This is a genomic window from Cellulosimicrobium funkei (assembly GCF_004519295.1).
Taxonomy (GTDB): domain Bacteria; phylum Actinomycetota; class Actinomycetes; order Actinomycetales; family Cellulomonadaceae; genus Cellulosimicrobium; species Cellulosimicrobium funkei.
In genome coordinates, this window is sequence record NZ_SOZH01000006.1 from 62142 (window position 1) to 83488 (window position 21347).

Genomic DNA, 21347 nt, shown 5'->3' on the forward strand with positions numbered 1-21347 from the left:
GCGGGGGAGCGCCCGCACGGGTCATCGGGGGGCGCGGGCCGTCGTGGGGCCGGCCGCGCGACGCAGGATGGCCGCCGTCACCAGGGCGAGCGCGGTCGCCGCCACGGCGACCCACACCGGCCCACGGTCGCCGAGCCGGGTGGCGATGGTCGCTGCGGCGACGGCCGGCCCCACGGCCGCGCCGACGTTGAGCGCCGCCGTGGCGAAGGAGCCGCCCAGGGTCGGTGCGCCCGACGCCGCGCGGAGCACCTGCGCGATCAACGTGCTGCCGACCGCGAAGCCCAGGACGCCCTGCACCAGCACGAGGCAGAGCAGCACCACCGGAACGGCGGCGAAGGCGGCCAGGGCGACCCAGCCGCCCAGCAGCAGGACGCCGCCCACGGCGACCACGACCCCGGGGATGCGGTCGGACGTCCGGCCCGCGACGGTGACGCCGAGGAAGGAGCCGACCCCGAAGAGCACGAGCGCGACGGGCACCCACCACCAGCTCAGCCCGGCGACGTCGGTCACCAGCGGTGCGAGGAACGTGAGCGTCGCGAAGGTGCCGGTGTTGACCAGCGCGGCGGACACCATCGTGAGGCCGAGCGGGGGCGAGACGAGCTGTGCCAGCTCTGTCCGCAGCGACGGTGCGTCGACGGACGGCAGGGCCGCACGCTCGGGCCCGCGCGCGGGGAGGCCGCGCGCGATCCCGAGCGCGGCGGGCAGGCAGAGGACCGCGACGGCCCAGAAGGTCGACTCCCAGCCCCACGCGGCGCCGAGGAGAGCCCCGGCCGGGACGCCCGCGACCATCGCGACGGTGGTGCCCGACAGCAGCACGGCGACGGCGCGCCCCGTGCGGTCCGCGGGCACGAGCGTCGCCGCCGTGCCGAGCGCGACGGCGAGGAACCCCGCGTTGGCGAAGGCTGCCACCACCCGGACCGCGACGAGCGCCGCGAAGCTCGGGGTGACCGCGCCGACGACGTGGGCGAGGGCGAACAGCGCGACGCAGCCGAGCAGCGTCGCCCGCACCGGCAGGCGGCGGGCCGAAGCCGCCATGACCGGCGCGCCGACGACCATGCCGACGGCGAAGGCCGACGTCAGCAGGCCCGCCGTCCCCACCGGGACGTCGAGACGGGCGGCGATGTCCGGCACCAGGCCGGCGAGCATGAACTCCGAGGTGCCCATGGCGAAGACCGCCAGGGCGAGCAGGTACAGGGCACGAGGCATCGAGGGCTCCGGGGTGCGAGAGGACGAGCAGGAGGTGTCTCGTCACACCACGGTCAGCGCCCGGAGGGCGGCGTCCGGCACGGCACCCGCACGGAGCGGGGGCGGAGGGCAGCGCTGAGAGGCTCAGCGGTCCTGGGGGCTGACGGTGTGACCGAAAGCCCCCGGAGTGGATGCCTCAGGGCTCGACATGGGCCACACCCTACCCAAGTCGCCGCGCGGGCGCCGGGAGCCCCGACAGTCCCGGGCCTTCGGCTAGACGTTCACGTCGAGCAGCGAGCCGATCGCGTACGTGACGCCCATCGCGACCGCGCCGCCGACGACGGTCCTCACCGTCGCGCGGCGCGTGGGCGCGTCGCCGAGGCGTGCCGACCCCCAGCCGGTGAGGACGAGCGCGAGCACGACGGCGACGAAGGTGAGCGGGATACGGATGGCCGCCGGGGCCAGGAGGATCGCCGCGAGCGGCAGCAGGCCACCGACGGTGAACGACACGATCGACGCGACCGCGGCCTCCCACGGGCTCGTGAGCTCGTCGGGGTCGATGTGCAGCTCCGCGTCGGCGTGCGCGGCGAGCGGGTCGCGCTCGGTGAGCTGGACCGCGACCTGGCGTGCGAGGTCGGGCGTCAGGCCCTTCGCCTCGTAGATGCCGGCGAGCTCGTCGAGCTCCGCGTCCGGCATCTCCGCGAGCTCGCGGCGCTCGGTCGCCAGCAGCGCCTTCTCGGTGTCGCGCTGCGTGCTCACCGAGACGTACTCGCCCGCGGCCATGGACAGCGCGCCCGCGAGCAGCGCCGCGCCGCCCGCCGTCGCGATGACGGGGATCGACGTGCTCGTCGCCGCGACGCCCACGACGACGCCTGCCGTCGAGACGATGCCGTCGTTCGCGCCGAGCACCCCCGCCCGGAGCCGGTTGAGCCGTGAGCCCGTGCTCTCCGGGTGGTGGGGCTCGCCGGGGTGCCGACCGGTGCGCGGTGCGTCGCTCATGAGTTCACCGTAGGACGCGACCAGCGCGGCGCGACCTGGGGCGCGAGACCGTCGACCGCGACCGCCGCGCGTCCTCTACCCTGCTCCGCGTGACGCAGGGGAACTCCACGGACGACCGGTCGACGACGCGCGCGGAGCGCTACGAGCACGGGCGGGCGGTGTTCGGCGCGGTCAACGAGGCGGCGCCCGCCGCCATCGCCGAGGCGCTCGCGGACGTCTCGCCCGAGCTCGAGCACCAGATCTCGGCGTGGGCGTACGGCGAGATGTACGCGCGGCCGCACCTCGTACCGCGGGACCGCCAGCTCGTCACGCTCGGGATGCTCGCCGCGCTCGGGGGCTGCGAGGCGCAGCTCGACATCCACGTCGTCACCGCGCTGGAGGTCGGGCTGACGCCGCGCGAGATCGTCGAGGCGCTCCTGCAGTCCGCGGTGTACTGCGGGTTCCCGCGCGCGCTCAACGCGACCGCGGTCGCGAAGGACGTCTTCGCGCGGCGCGGGCTCCTGCCGGTCGAGTGAGGGCGGCGGGGCGCGGTCTCGCCCGGCCTACAGCGGCCCGACGGCGAGCACCGTCACCACGGGCTCGCCCGCCTCGTCGCTCGCCGCGAGGTCGACGCTCGCCGTGATCGCCCAGTCGTGGTCGCCCGCCGGGTCGTCGAGCACCTGCCGCACGAGCCACGTGCCCGCGGGCACGACGCCGCCGGGGGCGTGCTCCGCCGTCGGGCCCTCGTGGCCCGCGGGCAGCTCGGCGCCCGCCTCGACGACGCGGAACAGCGCCGCGGAGCGGGCCCCGGGCCCGATGCCGATCGCGTCGTCGCCCTGGTCCTCGAAGAGCGGGTCGAGCGCGTCGCCCCACGCGTCCGCGTCCCAGCCCGCGCCGCCGTCGAGCGCGCCGAGCGCGCGGTAGTCCTCACGCGCGGCGAGCTCCACGCGCTTGAACAGCGCGTTGCGCACGAGGCGGCGGAACGCGCGCGGGTTGCCTGTGACGGGACGCGACGGCGCCTCGGCCCCCGCCCCGGAGAGCGGGCCGTCGCCCACCTCGGTGTCCGCGTCGTCGTCGACCGGGTGCGCCAGGCGCTCCCACTCGTCGAGGAGCGACGAGTCGACGCCGCGCACCAGCTCGCCGAGCCACTCGACGATCTCCTGCACCTCCTCGGTGCGGTGCTCCTCGGGGACGACCTGGCGCAGCGCGCGGTAGGCGTCCGCGAGGTAGCGCAGCACCACGCCCTCCGTGCGCTCGAGCCCGTAGACGGACACGAACTCCGCGAACGTCATGGCGCGCTCGACCATGTCGCGGACCACGGACTTGGGGGAGAGCTCGGCGTCCGCGACCCACGGGTTGGACCGCTTGTACATCGCGAACGCGGGCGCGAGCAGCTCCTCGAGCGGCTTGGGCCACGTGATCTCCTCGAGCAGCGCCATGCGCTCCTCGTACTCGTACCCCTCGGCCTTCATCGCGGCGACGGCCTCGCCCTTGGCGGCGTTCTGCTGGGCGTAGAGGACCTGGCGCGGGTCGTCGAGCGTCGCCTCGATGACGGAGACGACGTCGAGCGCGTGGGTCGCGCCCTCGACGTCGAGCAGGTCCAGGGCCGCGAGCGCGAACGGCGACAGCGGCTGGTTGAGCGCGAACTCGCGCGGCAGGTCGCCGACGAGGCGCACGCTCGGGCGGTAGCCCGCAGGGCGCGACGGGTCGGGGACGCGCACGCGCTCGACGATCCCCGCGACGCGCAGCGAGCGGTAGATGCGGAACGTCTGGCGCACGTGCTCGCGGCGCTGCGACTCGGTGTCGTGGTTCGCGAGGAGAAGGTGGCGCATGGCCTCGACCGGGTCGCGGCGCGGGTCGCTCGCGTCGGCCTGGCCGCCGCGACCGTGCTGCGCGGTGCGCGCGAGGACGTTGAGCACCATGGCGTGCGTGACGGTGAAGTGGCTCGTCAGCGGCTCGGGCTCGGCGTCGCGCAGGCGCTCGAACGTCGCGTCGGTCCAGTTGACCGAGCCCTGCGGCGCCTTCTTGCGGACGATCTTCTTGAGCTTCTTCGGGTCGTCGCCCGCCTTGGCGAGCATCTTGCGGTTCTCGATGACGTGCTCGGGCGCCATGACGAGCACCTCGCCCACGGTGTCGTACCCGGCGCGGCCTGCGCGCCCCGCGATCTGGTGGAACTCGCGTGCCGTGAGGTGGCGCATGCGCTCGCCGTCGAACTTCACGAGGCTCGTGAGCAGCACGGTGCGGATCGGTACGTTGATGCCGACGCCGAGCGTGTCCGTGCCGCACACCACCTTGAGCAGACCTGCCTGCGTGAGGCGCTCGACGACGCGCCGGTACTTGGGCAGCATGCCCGCGTGGTGCACGCCGACGCCGTGGCGCAGGAACTTGCTGAGCGTCTTGCCGAACCCGGTGCCGAAGCGGAAGTCGCCGAGCTCGGCGGCGATCGCCTCCTTCTCGGACTTCGTCGCGACGTTCATCGACAGCAGGGACTGCGCGCGCTCGACCGCGTCCTTCTGCGTGAAGTGCACGACGTACACGGGCGCGCGGCGCGTGCTGACGAGCTCCTCGATGACCTCGGTGAGCGGCTCGACGACGTAGCTGAAGTGCAGGGGGACCGGCCGCTGCGCGGTGGTCACCTCGGCGACGGGCCGGCCGGTGCGCTCCTCGAGCTCCTCGACGAACCGGGTCGTGTCGCCGAGCGTCGCGGACATGAGCAGGAACTGGGTGTTCGGCAGCTCGAGCAGCGGCACCTGCCACGCCCAGCCGCGCTGCGGGTCGGCGTAGAAGTGGAACTCGTCCATGACGACCTGCGAGATCGCGTCCTCGTCGTCCGCACCGGCGTTCTCGCCGCCGCGGCGCAGCGCGATGTTCGCGAGGATCTCGGCCGTGCAGCAGATGATCGGCGCGTCGGGGTTCACGGCGGAGTCGCCCGTCGTCATGCCCACGTTCTTGGAGCCGAACGCCGCGACGAGCGCGAAGAACTTCTCGCTGACGAGCGCCTTGAGCGGCGCGGTGTAGTAGGTGCGACCGCCGCGGCCCGAGCGGTGCGCGGCGAGCGCCGCGAACTGGGCGCCCATCGCGACGAGCGACTTCCCCGACCCGGTGGGCGTCGAGAGGATGACGTGCGAGCCGGTGACCAGCTCGATGAGCGCCTCGCTCTGGTGGGGGTAGAGCTCGAGACCCTGCTCCGTCGCCCACGTGGTGAACCCCTCGTAGAGCGCGTCCGGGTCGGGGGCCTTGCCCGTCGGGGCGGGCACGTGCGCGAGGAGAGCCGGGGTGCGGCCGGTCGTGGTGGTCACGGCACGAGTCTGTCAGGTGTCGCGGAGGCGGGTCGCCGGACGGGCGCTGCGGGCGACCCGGGGGTCCGAGAAGGGGGTTGATAGCGCTGTCAACGTGTGCGAGGGTAGCCCCGGACGTGCACGGGACGCGCGTCCAGCCTCCGCGTCACCGACGACCACCGAGCCCACGCCGCCGTGGGACGGAGGGAGCACCCCGTGCGGCCACCCGCAGACCACCCGCTCGTCACCTGCCCCTGACAGGGTGGTGCGGGCCCGCCCCGGCCCCCCGCGCCATCCCACCCCCTGACCGACCCTGCCGCCCCGGCGCCCCCGCCGGCGGCCCCTGCCCGAGGACACCATGGCCCCCAGCCTGCCGACCCCCCGATCCCTGCACCCCAGACCGTCGACCCCCGGGACCGCGACCCCGGACCGCCCGCGCCGGCCCGCCCCGCGGCTGGTCGCGGGCGCGCTCGCCGTGGCGCTCGCCGTCGTCGGCCTCGCGCCCGCGACCGCCGCGAGCGCCGCCCCCGAGCCGCCGTCGGCCGACTACGCGTCCCTGGTCGACGTCTTCGTCGGCACCGAGGGTGACTACGGCAACGACATGCCGGCCGCGCAGGCGCCGAACGGCCTCGCGAAGGTCAACCCGCGCACGGCCCCGGGCCGCAACAACACCGGGTACGACTACGCGCAGTCGAAGATCTCGGGCTTCACGCACACCAACCTCGACGGGGTCGGGGGCTCCGGCGGCGGCGGTGACCTCCTCGTGGTCCCGACGTCCGGGTCGTACACGGCGCGCCCCGGCACGGGCACGTACGCGCACCCGTTCTCGCACGACGACGAGGACGCGGGCCCCGGCTTCTACTCCGTCGGGCTCGGCAACGTCGCGGGGAAGGACGGCGCGATCACCGGCGCGCCGGGCACGATCGAGGCCGAGGTCGCGGCGACCACGCGCTCGGGCGTGCACCGCTACGCGTTCCCCGCGGGCTCGACGCCGAGCCTCGTCGTGGACCTCGAGACGAACAACACGAGCCGCCGGTCGTCGTCGGTGCAGGTCGAGACGCGCGCGGACGGCACCGTGGAGCTGTACGGACAGGTCACGGGGTACTTCTACAACGCGGCCTACACGCTGTACTACACCGCGCGCACGCTGCAGCCTGCGACCGTGCAGACGTGGGGCGACGACGACAGGCTCGTCGACGCGACGTCCCAGGACGGCGTCGACACCGGCGCGATCCTCACGTTCGACCCGGCCGACGCCGAGGAGATCGGGCTTCAGGTCACACTGTCGCCGGTGAGCGTCGAGCAGGCTCGGATCGATCAGCAGGTCGAACTCGGCGACCTGTCGTTCGACGCGATCCGCGACCGCACGCGCGCGGAGTGGAACGCGACGCTCGGGCGGGTCGCGATCGACGCGTCGACGGCGACGGACCCGACGGGCGAGCTCCAGCAGCTCTTCTACACGCACCTCTACCGCATGTTCGCCATGCCGATGAACGCGACGAGCACCTCGGGCACGTATCGCGGCGTCGACGGCGCGGTGCACGCCGCGCAGGGCTTCACGTACTACGACTCGTGGGCCACGTGGGACGACTTCCGCAAGTTCTCCGTCATCGCGTACATCGACCCGGCGCTGTACCGGGACATGGTGCAGTCGCTGGTCTACCTGTTCGCGGACGCCGAGGCGACGGGGACCGGCGGCGGGCTCGGCGGGTTCGTGCACTCCGTCCCGACGGTGCGCTGGGAGCGGTCGTCGGTCGTGGTCGCGGACGCGATCGCCAAGGGCTTCGACGGGTTCGACCGCCTCGACGAGGCGTACCCGGCGCTGCAGCGCCTCGTGGGGCAGTACAGCGCGGACGAGCTCCGGCGTGGCTACGTGGCGGGCAACCCCGGGGCGTCCGTGCAGCGCGGCTACGACCAGTACGGCCTGTCCGTGATCGCGGACGAGCTCGGGCTGACCGACGAGGCCCAGACGCTGCGCGAGCAGGCGTCGTGGCCGATCGAGAAGCTCACCAAGCCGGGCGCGTGGACCGCGGCCGACGGCACGCAGGTCGGCCTCCTCACCCCGCGCGCCGCCGACGGGTCGTGGCAGAGCGCCGACTACGCGAAGTTCGAGGCCGCGAGCCTCTACCAGGGCACGCTCTGGCAGTACCACTGGTACGACGCGTACGACATGGACGCGCTCGTCGAGGCGATGGGCGGCCCCGAGGCGGCGCGCCTCGCCATGCGACACATGTTCGGTGAGCACGCGCCGGACGACGGCACGGCCATGCTCCACTCGAACGCGAACGAGATCGACCTCCAGGCGCCGTACCTGTTCAACTACACGGGCGAGCCGAGCCTCACGCAGAAGTGGGCGCGCGCGATCTACACGAAGGAGACCTGGAACCGGTACATCGCGACGGGCTCCTCGAGCGCCGTCCCGAGCGGAGGCGGCGAGTTCACGCCGCCCGTGAAGACGAAGGTCTACCGGCTCGACCCACGCGGGATGCTCCCCACGATGGACAACGACGCGGGCACGATGTCGACGATGTTCGTCGCCGCGGCCGTCGGCCTGTTCCCGGTGACCGCGGGCTCGTCCCAGTTCCAGGTCGGGTCGCCGTTCTTCGACTCGACGACCATCACGTACGACGACGGCAGCGCCTTCACGGTCACGGCCGACGGCGTCTCGGAGGACGCGTTCTACGTCCAGTCCGCGACGCTCGACGGCGCGACGTTCGGCAACACGTGGGTCGACTACGCGACCGTGGTCGGGGGCGCGGACCTCGCGTTCCGCATGGGCGAGCAGCCGAGCGACTGGGGCACGGACACCGCGCCCGCGTTCTCGATGAGCACCGCGACCGACGAGCCGGCCGAGGGACCGCGCGTCAGCGCCGACCCGACCACCGTGCAGACCCGCGACGGCGGCGCGCTCGACGCGACCGTGACGCTCACGCTCGACGGCGCCCGCCTCGCCGCGCCCGCCGGCACGGACCTCGTCACGAGCGGGACGGCGAGCGTCGTCGGGCTGCCCGACGGCGTCACGGCGGCGGTGACGGTCGCGTCACCGACCGCGCTGACCGTCTCCCTGACGGGGACGGCGTCCGCCGACGCGCGCTTCTTCGTGCACCTGCGCGACGCCGCGCTCGCCGACGGCGTCGCCGCGGCGTCGCTCCAGGGACAGGGCATCTCGGTGCGCTCGCCCCTGCGGTTGTCCGTGGCGTCCGCCGAGCGCGACGCGCTCGCCGCGCTCGTCGACGACGCCGTGCTCGTGCGGCACGGGAACTACTCCTCGGTGACGTTCGACCGGTTCTCCACCGCGCTGACGACGGCGCAGGAGGCCCTCGGTGACGAGGCCGCGACGAGCATCGCGCTGCGGTTCGCGGCCGACCGGCTCGGTGCGGCGGCCGACGCGCTCGACCTCACGGGCGGCGGCTACCGCACGCTCGAGGCCGAGCAGTCCGAGGCGTGGTCGGGCGGCGAGCTGAAGAACGAGGCGAACAGCTCGTCCGGCAACCTCGGCGGCGTGCGCTCCGGGTCGTGGGTGCAGTACCGCGACATGACCTTCGAGACCGCCGCCGGGGACACCCCGCCGCGCTTCCTCACGGTCCGGTACGACACGAGCTTCGCCCCGACGGACACGCCGAGCACCGTGCGCGTGCACGCGGGCGACGTGAGCGGCCCCGTGGTCGCGACCGTCGACCTGAAGGGCACGAGCGGCTGGGGCAGGTATGCCGAGGTGACGGCGGAGCTCGGCGACGTGCAGGCGCTCGTCGACGCGCAGGTCGTCACGTTCGAGCTGCTCGCGCCGTCCGGGCGGAGCTGGGTCGGCAACTTCGACTGGTTCCGGTTCAGCGCCGAGGACCCGGCTGCCCCAGGTCAGCCGGGCGAGTCACCGACGGTGACGATCGAGGCCGAGGACTGGACCGCGAGCTCCGGTCGCGGGCTCAAGAAGGAGTCCTCGACGTGGACGAGCGGTCCGGTGACGAACGTCGGCGGCACCGCGGACGGCGACTGGATCGCCTACGGCGAGGTCGACCTCGGTGAGCTCCCGCTCGGCGAGCTGTCGGTCCACTACGTGCACAACGCGAACCGCTCCGGGAAGAACTCGGCCCTGTCGGTGTACCTCGACGCGTTCGACCCGGAGAACCCGGGGGAGCCGTTCGTCACCGTGCCGCTGCCGACGACCGGGTCGAGCTGGACCGCGGACGGGACCGCGACCGTCGTCCTGCCCGAGACGGTGCAGGGGACGCACGAGGTGTTCGTGCGCCTCTCGACCGAGCCGTACGCCGACCACCCGTTCGTCGCGAACCTCGACAGCCTGACGTTCGCGCCGGGCGGCCCGACGTCGGTCGTCGTCGAGTCCGAGGCCTGGACGTCGAACTCCGGCCGCGGGCTGAAGAACGAGAGCTCGACGTGGACGAGCGGTCCGGTGACGAACGTCGGCGGCACCGCGGACGGCGACTGGCTCGCCTACGGCGAGATCGACCTCGGCTCCGCCGCGCTCGACCGGCTCTCGATCCACTACGTGCACAACTCCAACCGGTCCGGGCGGAACTCCGCGCTGTCGGTGTATCTCGACGCGTTCGACCCGGCGAACCCGGGCGAGCCGTTCGTCACCGTCCCGCTGGCGAACACCGGGTCGAGCTGGACGACGGACGGGACCGCCGTCGTCGACCTGCCGAGCACGGTGCGCGGCAAGCACCAGGTGTGGGTGCGCCTGTCCACCGAGGCGTACGCCGACCACCCGTACGTCGCGAACCTCGACAGCATGCGGTTCTTCACCGACGCGTACGACGTCGAGGCTCCCTCCACGGATACCGCGGCGCTCGCCGCGTCCGTCGAGGACGCCGAGGCGTTCGAGGCGGAGATCGCGCGGTACGGCCGGATCGACGCGCGCGTCTTCACGCGCGAGCTCGCGGCGGCACGGTCCGTGCTCGCCGACGCCGGCGCCACCCAGGCGCAGGCCGACGAGAGGGCCCGGCGCCTCGGCCTGGCGACCGACCAGCTCGTGCCCGCCGAGCGCCGTCGGCTCGAGAACCTCGTGGCGAGCGCCGAGGCCCTGACCGACGAGGGGTACAGCCCCGAGTCCTGGCAGGCCTTCCGCACGGCTCTCGCCGCGGCGACCGGGACGCTCGACGACGCGGCGGCGTCCGACGTGGCGCTGCACGACGCGCGGCTCGCGCTCCAGGGCGCCGTCGACGCCCTGGAGGAGCCGGCCGACGTCGTGCTCGTCGAGGTCGAGGTCAGCCCGCGCTGCCTCGCCGGCAAGCCCTACGTCGCGGTCCGCGCGGTGAACGTCTCCGACGCGGCCGTCGACGTCGAGCTGGCGTCGTCGCTCGGGACGAGGTCGTTCACCGGCGTCGCGCCGGGGGCGAGCGCGTACCAGTCGTTCGCCGCGCGGTCCGCGACGGGCGACCTGGACGTCACCGTCACGGCGACGGGGGCGGACGGGACGCAGACCGTCGACCAGGTCGTCACCGTCCCGTCCTGCTCCTGACCGCAGGACGCACGACCGACCCGGGAGGCGCTGACGGGGCGCCTCCCGGGCCGGCACCCTGGCGCCTCCGCGGCGGACCGGGCACGCTGGTGCCCCGACCGACGACGGAGGCGCCACCGTGACCGAGGAGTACCAGGGCCGGCCCGCGTTCCACGCGCAGACCCCCGCGGAGTGGCGGGCATGGCTCGCCGCGCACCACGACGACCCCGAGCCCGGGGTCTGGCTCCTCACGTGGCGCCGCGAGAGCGGGCGGCCGACGTTCGGGTACGAGCCGTGGATCGAGGAGGCGCTGTCCTACGGGTGGATCGACGGGCAGGCCGCGACCGTCGACCAGGACCGGCACGCGCTGTGGTTCACGCGCCGCCGTCCCGGCTCCCGGTGGACGCGCCTCAGCAAGGAGCGGGTGGCGCGCGTCGAGGCGGACGGGCGCCTGACGGACGCGGGGCGCGCCGTCGTGGAAGCGGCCCGGGCGGACGGGTCCTGGACCCGGCACGACGACGCGGAGGCGCTCGTCGTCCCCGACGACCTCGCCGCGGCGCTCGGCGAGCGGCCCGACGCGCGGGCCCGCTTCGACGCCTTCACGCCCGGCGTGCGGCGCTCGATCCTCGGCTGGATCGTCGAGGCGAAGCGGCCCGACACCCGGGCCCGCCGGATCGCGGAGACCGCCGCGCTCGCCGAGCAGGGCGTCGCCGCCCACCAGCCGCATCGGCGCTGACCGCGTCCGCGGCGGCACCACGCCCCGCCGTCAGGACAGGTCCCAGAGCAGCCGGTAGTACGCGATGCGCTCCGGGTCGGGGTCGACGCCGTAGCCCGCGTAGACGTGGCCGTCGTACCCGGGGCCGTAGTTCCACTCCGTGCTCCACGCCGCGACGGCGAGGTCCGCCCAGCGGTCCGCGACCCCGAGCGACCCGAGGTCGACGTGCGCGGCGAACGTGCCGTCGTCGTGCAGGAGCGTGTTCGGCACGCACGCGTCCCCGTGGCACACGACGAGGCGGTCGACCGGGGGAGCGTCGTCGAGCCGGGCGCGCGCCTCGGCGACGGCCAGACCGCGATGCTCGGGGAACCACTCGTCGGGGCCGTGCCCGCGCGCGAGGCGGTCGTCGGCCTGCGCCACGCGCTGCGCGACGGACCAGGTGAAGGGGCACGACGCGACCGGGAGCGCCTCGTGGAGCGCGCGCAGCCCGCGGCCGATCGCGGCCGCCGCGACCGCCGGGTCGCCCGCCCAGCGCGCCTCGACCGCCGACCGCCCCGAGACGGCTTGCGTCACGAGCCACGAGCCGTCGTCGTCCGCGCCCTGGTCGAGCACGCGCGGCACCGGGGTCCGGTCGCCGACCCACGCGAGCCGCTCGGCCTCCGCGGCCAGGTCGATCTCCGGGACGCCCGCCGGGACCCACTTCGCGTACCGGACCGGTCGCCCGGCCTCGCCGCCGCGGGGGTCGAGGCGGAACGTCAGCCCGCCGACGGTGTTGCGCCAGACCGGGGTGACGACGTCGTCCCCCGCGAGCGCGCGGACGACGGCGGGGACGGCCACGGGTCCGGTCGGGATCTCGGCGATGGTCTCGGCGCGGCTCACGCGGGCGATCCTCGCACGCGGTCCGTCCGCCGGTCACGGCCATTCCCGGCGCGACGTCGGCCCGGTGCGCCGGTCGTCGGTGCGTCAGCGGGGAGGGCGGGCGGCCGCGTCGCCGTCCGGCGGGAGCAGCGCGTCGCACACGGCGACGAGCCGCTCGCGCAGCGCCGTCCCGCGGGCGGCGAAGGCGCGCTGGTGCCGCACGTACTCGGCCTTGCCCTCGGGCGTCTCGATCGCGACCGGCTCCAGCCCGTACGACGACACGTCGTAGGGCGACGCCTGCATGTCGACGACGCGGACGTCGCGCGCGAGCTCGAACGCGTCGAGCACGACGTCGCCGGGGACGGCCGGCGTGAGCTTGAGCGCCCACTTGTAGAGGTCCATCGTCGCGTGCAGGCACCCGGGCTGCTCCAGGGCGGGCTGCGTCTCGCGCGTGGGCCGCAGGCGGTTGAGCGGCCCCGCCTCGGGCGTGAAGAAGCGGAACGCGTCGAAGTGGGAGCACTGCACGGGGTGGTCCTCGACGACCCGGTCGGTCCCGTCGTGCCCGAGCCGCAGGGGGAGCGGGTGGCGGTGGTCGCGGCCGGCCGCCTTGTCGCGGTAGACCATGGCCCACTCGTGGAGCCCGAAGCAGCCGAACCGCCCCGGGCGAGACGCCGTCGCCGTGAGCAGACCGCGCAGGTACCGCACGGTGTCGCCACGGTCGGCGAGGAACGCGTCGGTGTCGAGCGTCAGGCCCTCGGTCGTGCGGCGGTACCAGCGCCAGCCGGCGCGGTCGGTGGACGGGTCGGGGGCATCGTCGCCGCCCGGTGCCGCACCGCTCGCGGCGGTGGGCGGGGGAGCCAGCACGACGCCCGGCCCCGGGTGCCAGCGCCGGAGCTGGGCCGGGCGCGTGGGGTAGTAGGTGAAGAGGAAGTCCTCGATCGCGTGCTTCTGCCCGAGCGGCTTGCGGTGCCGCCACCCGGCCGTGAGCGCGTCCGCGCGCTCGGCGTGGGCGCGCTCACGCTCCGCCCACTCCGCGGCAGGCAGCACGACGGGGCCGACGACGGACGTCGCCCGGGGGGTCGTGGTGACGGTCGCAGGCACGTACCCAGGGTACGAGAGCCCGTGGGCGCGCCGCCGCGGCGGACTTTCACCCGCCGTGCGGTTTTCCCGATGTGGGCGCGACCGGGAAGAATGGTCGTGAACGTGCTGTGAAGACCCGGCGCGTCAGGCCGGCCGGCCGCGCGTCGGCCGTCCACCCCGACCCGAACGACCGAACTCGCGGCGAGGCCGCGGAGGAGCACCATGTCGCAGCCGCCCACGGCACCGCAGGACCCCTACCAGTTCGACCCCTACCGGCCGCAGGACTCGGACCCGGCGCGGCAGGAGCACGGACAGGGGCAGGACCCGTGGGCGCCGCAGGGGGAGCCGCAGCCGTACGGCTCGCCCGACGCCGCGTCCGGCGCGCCCGGGTACGGCGGCACGCCGGAGCAGGCGCCCTACGGCGACCCGGGCTACGCGCCCTACGGCGCGGACCCGCAGACGGCGTACGGACAGCCGGGCTACGGCGGGCCCGCAGGGGACCCGGCCCAGGGGTACGCGCAGCCATACCCGGCCGCCGGGGCGCAGCAGCCGTACGGCCAGCCCTACGGCGACCCCGCCCAGCAGCCCTACGGGAGCCCGTTCGGGAACGGCTACGCCCCGTACGCCGCGCCCGTGTCGACGACCGGGACGATGGCGATCGTCGGGTTCGTGCTCGCGATCCTCGGCTTCCTGGGCAGCTGGATCCCGTTCGTCAACATCTTCGCCGCAGTCATGGGCATCGCGGGCGTGGTGCTCGGCTTCGTCGGGCTGTCGCAGGCGAAGCGGGGCCGGTCGGGCAAGGGCTTCTCCATCGCGGCGATCGTGCTGGGCGTCGTGTCCGTGCTCGTGACGATCCTCGTGTGGGTCCTCTTCGTCATCGCGGCGAACGAGGCCTCGTCGCAGTACGAGCAGTCGCTGGCGGAGATCCAGGAGGACTCCGACCGTGCGCTCGGCGAGTCGACGGACGAGATCCTCGCGAACGACCTCGAGGTCGCGATCGGCACGTTCGAGGGCACCGCCGACGAGTTCGGCTGGGTGGAGTCCGCGCTGCCGGTCACGCTGACCAACACCTCCGACGAGCCGCTGACGTTCGACCTCGACATCGACGCCGTCGCGGCCGACGGCACGGTCGTCGAGTCCGACTTCGCCTACACCGACGAGCTCGCGCCGGGCGAGTCGACGACCGTCGAGGCCTTCGACTTCATCGACTCCGAGAACCTGGAGGCCATGAAGACGGCGACCTTCGAGGTCACCCGCGTGAGCGCGTACTGACCGGCGCACGGGACCGAGGGACGGACCGGTGAGCACGAGCGACCCCAGGACCCCGCCCGACGACGCGGCGCCCGCACCCGTGTGGGGCACGGCGCCCGGTACGGCGGGGGAGCGCGATCCCGCGCCCTCGGCGCCGGACCCTGTGCAGGCCAGCGCGCCTGCGGACGGCGGCGAACGCCCGGCCCCGGGCGACCCCGAGCCCGGACCGGCCGCGCAGCCCGCGCGCGCCCGGCCGCCGGGTACGGGCGTCCTCGTCACGGCGTGCCTCGGCGTCCTGCTCGTCGGGGCCGTCCTCGTCACCGAGGCCATGACGGCGCGCTGGGGCTGGGCGCACGTGGGCTGGCTCTACCCGGTCGCCGGGGCCGTCGTGCTGACGGTCGGCGCCGTCGCCTGGCGTCGGGGCACGCGCGGCGTGCCCGGGGCGACGCGCGCGCTCGTCGCGCTGCTCGCGGGGACGGTCGTCGTCACGACCTGGGTGGCGGTCGACCTCGTGCCCGCGTCCGGTCCCGGCTACGGCGTCGGCAGCTCGCTGCGCGGGTACCCGCTCGGCGGCGGGTCCGACGACGGCCCGGAGATCACGGCCGTGTCCGACCGCGTCTGGTTCGGCGACTCGGTCCGGTACGCCGACGGACTCGTCGTCGCGGTCTCGGCGCCGCAGGCGTACACGCCGAGCGAGCACGCGGCGGTGCGCGACGGCGACCCGCCGGACTCCGTGCGTGTCCGGGTGCGCCTGACGAACGGCACGGGCCGCGCCGTCGACCCCGGGAGCATCGACGTGCAGCCGGTGTCGGGCGGCCTCGTGGCCCGCCGGGTGTACGACTACGCGCCGGACGTCCTGCTCGAGCGTCCCGACCTCGTGGCGCGGGGGTCGAGCGGCGAGTGGGATCTCGTGTACGCCGTCCAGGACCCGGAGGACGTCACGGTGGCGCTGGAGCCGACGTGGGCGAACTACGCGGTGGCCGTCTTCTCCTGGTGACGCCTCTCCCGACGTGCGCCGCAGGTACTCCTGCGCGAGGCGGTGCGGGGCGCGGGCGAGCCACGCGTCCTGCACGAGCTCCTCGAGCTCCGGCACAGGGACCCGGTCGAGCCGCGCGAGCACGATCGGGTACCCGTCGAAGTGGCTCGTCGTGAAGAACGTGCCGGGGTCGTCCTGGATCAGCGCGGCCTTCTCGCCCTCGTCCGCGACGCGCAGCGCGACGGGCGGCTCCGCCGGGGCTGCGGCGCCCAGCTCGTCGAGGTCGCGCGGGCGCAGGGGGCGCTCCCACACGAAGAGCTTGCCGTGCACCGTCCACCGTCGTGCGTCCTTGAGCGCCGTGCCCGGCAGCACCGCCACGACCCGTCCGACGTCCTCCCACGAGGCCATGCCCCCACGGTAGGCAGCCGGTCGCGGTCGGGCCACACGACCGGCCGCCAGGCCGGCAGGAGCGCGGTGGGGCGGGTCAGAAGGGCGCGACCTTCCCGAGCGGCGGGAAGATGTCGTCGAGCTCGGCGAGGTCCTCGTCCGTGGGCCGCCACGCGCCCGCGGCGGCGTTCTGCCGCACCTGCTCGGGCTTCGTCGCACCCGCGATGACGCTCGACACCTGGGGTCGGGAGAGCAGCCACCCGAACGCGACCTGCACCTCGGTGATGCCGCGCACCTGGCAGAACGCGCCGAGCCGCGCGAGCGCCTCCCAGGGCGCGGACTCGAGCAGGTGCGGCTTGGTGCGCACGAGCCGGCCGTCGTCGGGCCGCGCGCCGTGCGCGTACTTGCCGGTGAGGAGGCCGTTCGCGAGCGGGAAGTACGGCAGGACGCCGAGCCCGTACGCCGCCGCGGCGGGCAGCACCTCGAGCTCGGCCGCGCGGTCGACGAGGTTGTACTGGTTCTGCGCGGACACGAACCGCACGGTGCCCGCCGCGCGCGCGACGAACTCCGCCTCCGCGATCTGCCACCCCGCCCGGTTCGAGTGCCCCACGTAGAGGACCTTGCCCGCGCGCACGAGGTCGTCGAGCGCCGCGAGCGTCTCGTCGATCGGCGTCCGCGGGTCGGGGGCGTGGAACTGGTAGAGGTCGATGCGGTCGGTGCCGAGGCGCCGCAGCGAGTCCTCGACCGCCCGCACGACGTAGCGGCGCGAGCCGCGCGCGTCGAAGTCCGCCCCCGCGACCCCGCGCATCGACAGGCCGAACTTCGTCGCCACCACGACGTCGTCGCGCCGCGACCCGAGCGCCTGGCCGAGGAGCTCCTCGCTCAGACCCGGACGGCCGCCGTACGTGTCGGCCGTGTCGAAGAAGGTCACGCCCGCGTCGAGCGCGGCGTCGACGACGGCGCGCGTGCCTTCCAGGGTCTCCGTCGCCGTCGTGGGGCGCCCGAAGTTGTTGCACCCCAGCCCGACGGCGGACACCGCCAGGCCGGACCGGCCGAGACGGCGCAGGGCGGGGCGGGGGGCGGTGTCGTCGCTCGTGGTGGTCATGCGGCCGACCCTACGTCGGCCCGCGCGACGACGTGACGGCGGAGGCGCGCGCCGCGACGGACGCGACGAGCCGTTCCAGCGGGCCGCGGCCGAACGCCCAGCGCCAGAGGGTCGCGACCACCAGCGTCGCGAGCACGAGCGCGAGGAGCGGCCCGTTCGTCGTCTGCTCGTACGCCGCGTCGCCCCACGCCCACAGGACGACGATCTGGGCCGAGTAGACCGTGAGCGCCATGGCGCCGACCGCGGCGACGGGGGCGAGCACCCAGCGACCGACCCGGCCCGCGAACATGCACAGCCCGAGCACCGCGACGGCGAACCCGCCCGACCCCACGACCTCGGGGAGGGTGTCCGTGTGCGGGCCCGCGAGCCAGAGGTACGCGCTCGTCGGCCACGGTTCCGCCCACCCGAGCGGCTCCGGCCGGTACGCGCTCGACCACACCGCGGCCGCGTCCTCCACGGCCTGCGCCCCGCCGAGCGGACCCGTGAGCACCGCCGAGACGCCGTACCCGAGCCCGGCCGCCAGCAGACCGCCACCGACCAGCGCGACGCGCGTCGTCCTCGCGCCGAGGTCGGACCGCCCGATCGCGATCCCGACGAGCACGTACGCCATCCACACCACCGCCGGGTAGTGCCCCGAGACGAGGAAGTCGGTGAGCGCGCCCGACCCGTCGTCGGGCAGGTGGAGCCCGGCGCGCGCGAGCACCTCCGGGAGCCACAGGGCGAGCACCGGACCGACGACGGCGACCACGCCCGCGAGGACCAGGAGGTCCCGGCGCCGCCAGCGCAGGAACGGCAGCGCGAGCACGAAGTAGGCGGCGTAGAAGCCGAGGATGAGCAGCACGCGTGTGCCGAGCAGGTCCAGCAGCCCGGCCAGGGCGAGCAGGAGCACCGCGCGCACGAGGACGCGGGTGCGGTTCTGGAGCGCGGGCAGCCCGTCGAGCGGGGTGCGCCCGCCCGAGACGAGGGCGAGCGACACCCCGGCCACGAGCGCGAAGAGCACCGACGAGCGCCCGTGCGACAGCGAGAGCCAGCCGGAGACCTCGCCGAAGTCGTCCGTCGTGAAGCCCACGTGCGCCGCGAACATCCCGAGGACCGCGACCCCGCGCGCGACGTCGAGCCCCGTGACGCGGCCCGGCCCGCCGAGCAGGAGCGCGGCGTGGCGCCGCGCGAAGCCGGCGGAGGGGCGAGCGGGGTCGCCCGGGGCGGAGGTCGTGCCGGTCGCGGCCGTCATGGGGGGATTGTCCGCGCGCGGGCGCGCTCCCACCCCGCCGCCACGCCGGAGACGAGCCGCGCGGCGACCGCGCGCCCAGAGTGTGAGAACGGGGTCGAGAACGCCGCACCCGCGGCCTACGGTGCGGGTATGACGCACACCCCCCACGGCGCCGACGAGGCCGCCGAGCACCACGCCGACGCCCCCACCGGGGCAGGCAGCGACCCCGCGCAGGAGTCCGAGTCGTACACCCACGGCCACCACGAGTCCGTGCTGCGCTCGCACCGCTGGCGCACGGCCGAGAACTCGGCCGGCTTCCTCCTGCCGCACCTGCGCCCCGGCATGAGCCTCCTCGACGTCGGCTGCGGCCCGGCCACGGTCACCGTCGACCTCGCCGACCGCGTCGGGGACGGGCGGGTCGTCGGCGTCGACGCGTCCGAGGCCGTCCTCGACAGCGCGCGCGAGCTCGCCGCCCAGCGCGGCACCGCGAACATCTCGTTCCAGCACGCGAACGCCTACGAGCTGCCGTTCGCCGACGGCACGTTCGACGTCGTCTACGCGCACCAGCTCCTGCAGCACCTGTCCGACCCGATCGGCGCGCTGCGCGAGATGCGACGCGTCACGAAGCCGGGCGGGCTCGTCGCCGTGCGCGACGCCGACTACGCCGCCATGACCTGGTATCCCGAGTCGCCAGGTCTCACCGAGTGGAACACGCTCTACCACGAGGTCACGCACGCCTACGGGTACGAGGCCGACGCCGGCCGTCGCCTCTTCTCCTGGGTGCAGGACGCCGGGTTCCCGCTCGACGGGATCGAGCCCAGCGCGAGCACCTGGTGCTACGCCACCCCCGCCGACCGCACGTGGTGGGGCGGGCTCTGGGCCGAGCGCTGCGTCGCGTCGAACTTCGCCGTCCAGGCGAAGGAGTCGGCGCTCGCGGACGACGTCGCGCTCGAGCAGCTCGCGCAGGACTGGCTGCGCTGGGCCGAGGAGCCGGCGGGCTGGTTCGCCGTCCTCAACGGCGAGGTCCTCGCCCGCGCGTGATCGTGCGGGCGTGGCCGGATAGCCTGGGCCCGTGCGCATCGCGAGATTCACCACCGGAGACGACCCCCGCTACGCCCTCGTCCAGCAGGAGGGGGACCGCACGTACCTCGCGGTCCTCACGGGCGACCCGCTCTACATGCCCGTCACGCCGACGGGCGAGCGCGTCGAGCTGGGCGACGGCGTCCGGCTCCTCGCGCCGGTGATCCCGCGCTCCAAGGTGGTCGCCGTAGGCCGCAACTACGCGGACCACGCGAAGGAGATGGGCAACGACGTCCCGACGAGCCCGCTGCTGTTCCTCAAGCCGAACACGTCGGTCGTCGGCCCGGACGACCCGATCGTCCTGCCCGACTTCTCGCAGGAGGTCTCGTACGAGGCCGAGCTCGCGGTCGTCATCGGTCGCCTCGCGAAGGACGTGTCGCCCGAGGCCGCGCCGGCGTACGTGCTCGGGTACACGGTCGCGAACGACGTCACCGCGCGCGACGCGCAGCGCACCGACGGCCAGTGGGCGCGCGCCAAGGGCTTCGACTCCGCGTGCCCCCTCGGGCCGTGGATCGACACTGACCTCGACCCCGAGGACGTCGGCGTCCGCAGCCGCGTCAACGGCGAGGTCAAGCAGGACGGCCGCACGAGCGACATGATCTTCGACATCCCGTTCCTCGTGTCGTACGTCTCCGCAGCGATGACCCTGCTGCCCGGCGACGTCATCCTCACCGGCACGCCCGCCGGCGTCGGGCTGATCGACGTCGGCGACCGCGTCGAGTGCGAGGTCGAGGAGCTGGGCGTCCTGAGCAACCCGGTCGTCCGGCGGGCCTGAGGGATGGTCCCGGGGCCGTTCCGGACGGTCGTCCGGTGGGCGACGGCCGGCGCGGTGGTGCCGAGCCTCCTGCTCGCGCTGTGGGGGTCGGCCGTCGCCCTCGCCGGCGGTACCGGGTTCACCGACGCGCTGGGCGCCACGATGCTCGGCCTCCTCGTGGTGGCGCCCAGCGGAGCCGCCGCGGGGCTTCTCCTGGGCGTCGTGCACGTCGTCGTGCGGTCTCGTCGGCGGCCCCCGGCTCGCACAGTCGCCGCGGGCGCGGTCGCCGAGAGCCACTGATGGTGAGACATCGGCCGGGGCGCGCCGTCGCGCGGTGGGCGGCCTGGGGCGCGGCGGTCCCGTGCATTGTCGTTGTCGTGCTCGTGATCCTCGCGGTAGTCGCCGGCGGCGTCCCTGCCGGGGAAGCCCTGTCCTACGGCATCGTCCTCGCGATCGTCGGCGTCCCGGTCTGTGCACTCGCGGGCGCAGCGCTCGGCGGACTGGTCGTCCTCGTGCGCACGCGGTCGCTGGGCAGTCCTGTCGCTCGCGTGGGCAGCGGTGGGCGAGCCCTGCGCACTGACGGCGGTCCCAACGGCTGCGCGGCGTCGACCCCGTCGCTCCTCACGTCCGACGAGGTCCTGGCGATCCCCGGCGTCGCCTCCGTCGAAGTCACGCGCGTCGGACCGGGGCTCGAGGACCTGTATGTGCGGTTCGACGACGATCCCGACGGGGAGCGCGACGTCACCGTCCTGCACCACACCGCGGTGGGCAGCGCACTCGCGCTGCTCGGTACGGCGAGGCTCGAGCTCGGTGAGACAGACCTCCGACTGCTCCTGGAGTCGGTCGGTGCTCGCCGGTCTCGCGTCGAGAAGGGCAATCGGATCGTCGTCTGGCACGCGTCGGGCGACGAACAGGTCTTCGTCTGATGGGGACTTCCGGCAAGGACGGTGTCCACGCGACTATCCGACACGGGAGGAGACGCGGGCCGCTCTGCGCGGGCTCGTGGACCAGTCGCGCTCGCGCGACGAGGTGAGC

Annotated in this window: 16 protein-coding genes and 1 pseudogene; 9 read left to right on the forward strand and 8 right to left on the reverse strand. The window is 74.7% G+C overall.

Translation table 11 applies throughout. The features are described from left to right. Positions 1-21: 21 nt before the first annotated feature. Positions 22-1206 (reverse strand): Cmx/CmrA family chloramphenicol efflux MFS transporter, encoded by a 1185-nt coding sequence (locus E1O70_RS10995; protein ID WP_061266858.1) that lies wholly within the window; start codon positions 1204-1206, stop codon positions 22-24. Between the two features lie 252 nt (positions 1207-1458). Then, entirely contained in the window at positions 1459-2184 is a 726-nt protein-coding gene (locus tag E1O70_RS11000) for a VIT1/CCC1 transporter family protein (RefSeq protein WP_061266857.1), read from the reverse strand. Positions 2185-2273: 89 nt separating this feature from the next. Between E1O70_RS11000 and E1O70_RS11005 the strand changes: the two genes are divergently transcribed. Continuing rightward, positions 2274-2699: a carboxymuconolactone decarboxylase family protein gene (locus E1O70_RS11005; RefSeq protein WP_061266856.1), complete on the forward strand. Its 426-nt coding sequence runs from the start codon at positions 2274-2276 to the stop codon at positions 2697-2699. Positions 2700-2726: 27 nt separating this feature from the next. Here the strand turns inward: E1O70_RS11005 and E1O70_RS11010 are convergent, their stop codons facing one another. Beyond that, entirely contained in the window at positions 2727-5462 is a 2736-nt protein-coding gene (locus E1O70_RS11010; RefSeq protein ID WP_061266855.1) for a DEAD/DEAH box helicase, read from the reverse strand. A gap of 337 nt (positions 5463-5799) precedes the next feature. Here E1O70_RS11010 and E1O70_RS11015 point away from each other — a divergent pair, with 337 nt between their 5' ends. Together E1O70_RS11015 and E1O70_RS11020 are read left to right on the forward strand one after the other, a co-directional pair. Beyond that, positions 5800-10917, forward strand: coding sequence for a glycoside hydrolase domain-containing protein (locus E1O70_RS11015; RefSeq protein WP_061266842.1), 5118 nt, complete (start codon positions 5800-5802; stop codon positions 10915-10917). Between the two features lie 118 nt (positions 10918-11035). After that, positions 11036-11632, forward strand: coding sequence for a YdeI/OmpD-associated family protein (locus tag E1O70_RS11020; RefSeq protein ID WP_061266841.1), 597 nt, complete (start codon positions 11036-11038; stop codon positions 11630-11632). Positions 11633-11662: 30 nt separating this feature from the next. Here the strand turns inward: E1O70_RS11020 and E1O70_RS11025 are convergent, their stop codons facing one another. Then, positions 11663-12490 (reverse strand): aminoglycoside 3'-phosphotransferase, encoded by an 828-nt coding sequence (locus E1O70_RS11025; protein ID WP_061266840.1) that lies wholly within the window; start codon positions 12488-12490, stop codon positions 11663-11665. Between the two features lie 84 nt (positions 12491-12574). Further along, the gene (locus E1O70_RS11030; RefSeq protein WP_370670901.1) at positions 12575-13570 is read right to left on the reverse strand and encodes a 3-methyladenine DNA glycosylase; all 996 of its coding nucleotides are present in this window, start codon (positions 13568-13570) and stop codon (positions 12575-12577) included. A 201-nt stretch (positions 13571-13771) separates the two neighbouring features. On the opposite strand from E1O70_RS11030, the gene E1O70_RS11035 reads away from it, so the two are divergent. Together E1O70_RS11035 and E1O70_RS11040 are read left to right on the forward strand one after the other, a co-directional pair. Beyond that, on the forward strand, positions 13772-14821 hold the full coding sequence (locus E1O70_RS11035; protein WP_061266839.1) for a DUF4190 domain-containing protein: 1050 nt from the start codon (positions 13772-13774) through the stop codon (positions 14819-14821). Positions 14822-14849: 28 nt separating this feature from the next. Continuing rightward, positions 14850-15797 (forward strand): hypothetical protein, encoded by a 948-nt coding sequence (locus E1O70_RS11040; protein ID WP_061266838.1) that lies wholly within the window; start codon positions 14850-14852, stop codon positions 15795-15797. Between the two features lie 69 nt (positions 15798-15866). Here E1O70_RS11040 and E1O70_RS20735 read toward each other — a convergent pair. The 3 genes and pseudogenes from E1O70_RS20735 to E1O70_RS11055 all read right to left on the reverse strand — a co-directional run. Then, positions 15867-16184 (reverse strand): annotated as a pseudogene (locus tag E1O70_RS20735) (MmcQ/YjbR family DNA-binding protein); the annotation flags it as partial. Positions 16185-16260: 76 nt separating this feature from the next. Beyond that, positions 16261-17268 (reverse strand): aldo/keto reductase, encoded by a 1008-nt coding sequence (locus tag E1O70_RS11050; protein ID WP_061266837.1) that lies wholly within the window; start codon positions 17266-17268, stop codon positions 16261-16263. 10 nt (positions 17269-17278) lie between these two features. Then, positions 17279-18499 (reverse strand): heparan-alpha-glucosaminide N-acetyltransferase domain-containing protein, encoded by a 1221-nt coding sequence (locus E1O70_RS11055; protein WP_061266836.1) that lies wholly within the window; start codon positions 18497-18499, stop codon positions 17279-17281. A gap of 129 nt (positions 18500-18628) precedes the next feature. Here E1O70_RS11055 and E1O70_RS11060 point away from each other — a divergent pair, with 129 nt between their 5' ends. The 4 genes from E1O70_RS11060 to E1O70_RS11075 all read left to right on the forward strand — a co-directional run bounded on the left by E1O70_RS11060 (position 18629) and on the right by E1O70_RS11075 (position 21238). Further along, positions 18629-19519, forward strand: a complete 891-nt coding sequence (locus tag E1O70_RS11060) for a methyltransferase domain-containing protein (RefSeq protein WP_043656661.1) — start codon at positions 18629-18631, stop codon at positions 19517-19519. Between the two features lie 31 nt (positions 19520-19550). Beyond that, the gene (locus E1O70_RS11065) at positions 19551-20333 is read left to right on the forward strand and encodes a fumarylacetoacetate hydrolase family protein (RefSeq protein WP_061266835.1); all 783 of its coding nucleotides are present in this window, start codon (positions 19551-19553) and stop codon (positions 20331-20333) included. A 54-nt stretch (positions 20334-20387) separates the two neighbouring features. Further along, positions 20388-20612, forward strand: coding sequence for a hypothetical protein (locus E1O70_RS11070; RefSeq protein ID WP_128957471.1), 225 nt, complete (start codon positions 20388-20390; stop codon positions 20610-20612). Between the two features lie 77 nt (positions 20613-20689). Continuing rightward, positions 20690-21238: a hypothetical protein gene (locus E1O70_RS11075; protein ID WP_061266833.1), complete on the forward strand. Its 549-nt coding sequence runs from the start codon at positions 20690-20692 to the stop codon at positions 21236-21238. Positions 21239-21347: the final 109 nt, after the last annotated feature.

Bases quoted from the DNA above. Each gene is read 5' to 3' on its own strand.
- E1O70_RS11050 (WP_061266837.1), bottom strand. From the start codon at position 17,268: ATGACCACCACGAGCGACGACACCGCCCCCCGCCCCGCCCTGCGCCGT.
- E1O70_RS11035 (WP_061266839.1), top strand. From the start codon at position 13,772: ATGTCGCAGCCGCCCACGGCACCGCAGGACCCCTACCAGTTCGACCCC.
- E1O70_RS11060 (WP_043656661.1), top strand. From the start codon at position 18,629: ATGACGCACACCCCCCACGGCGCCGACGAGGCCGCCGAGCACCACGCC.
- E1O70_RS11055 (WP_061266836.1), bottom strand. From the start codon at position 18,499: ATGACGGCCGCGACCGGCACGACCTCCGCCCCGGGCGACCCCGCTCGC.
- E1O70_RS11015 (WP_061266842.1), top strand. From the start codon at position 5,800: ATGGCCCCCAGCCTGCCGACCCCCCGATCCCTGCACCCCAGACCGTCG.
- E1O70_RS10995 (WP_061266858.1), bottom strand. From the start codon at position 1,206: ATGCCTCGTGCCCTGTACCTGCTCGCCCTGGCGGTCTTCGCCATGGGC.
- E1O70_RS11000 (WP_061266857.1), bottom strand. From the start codon at position 2,184: ATGAGCGACGCACCGCGCACCGGTCGGCACCCCGGCGAGCCCCACCAC.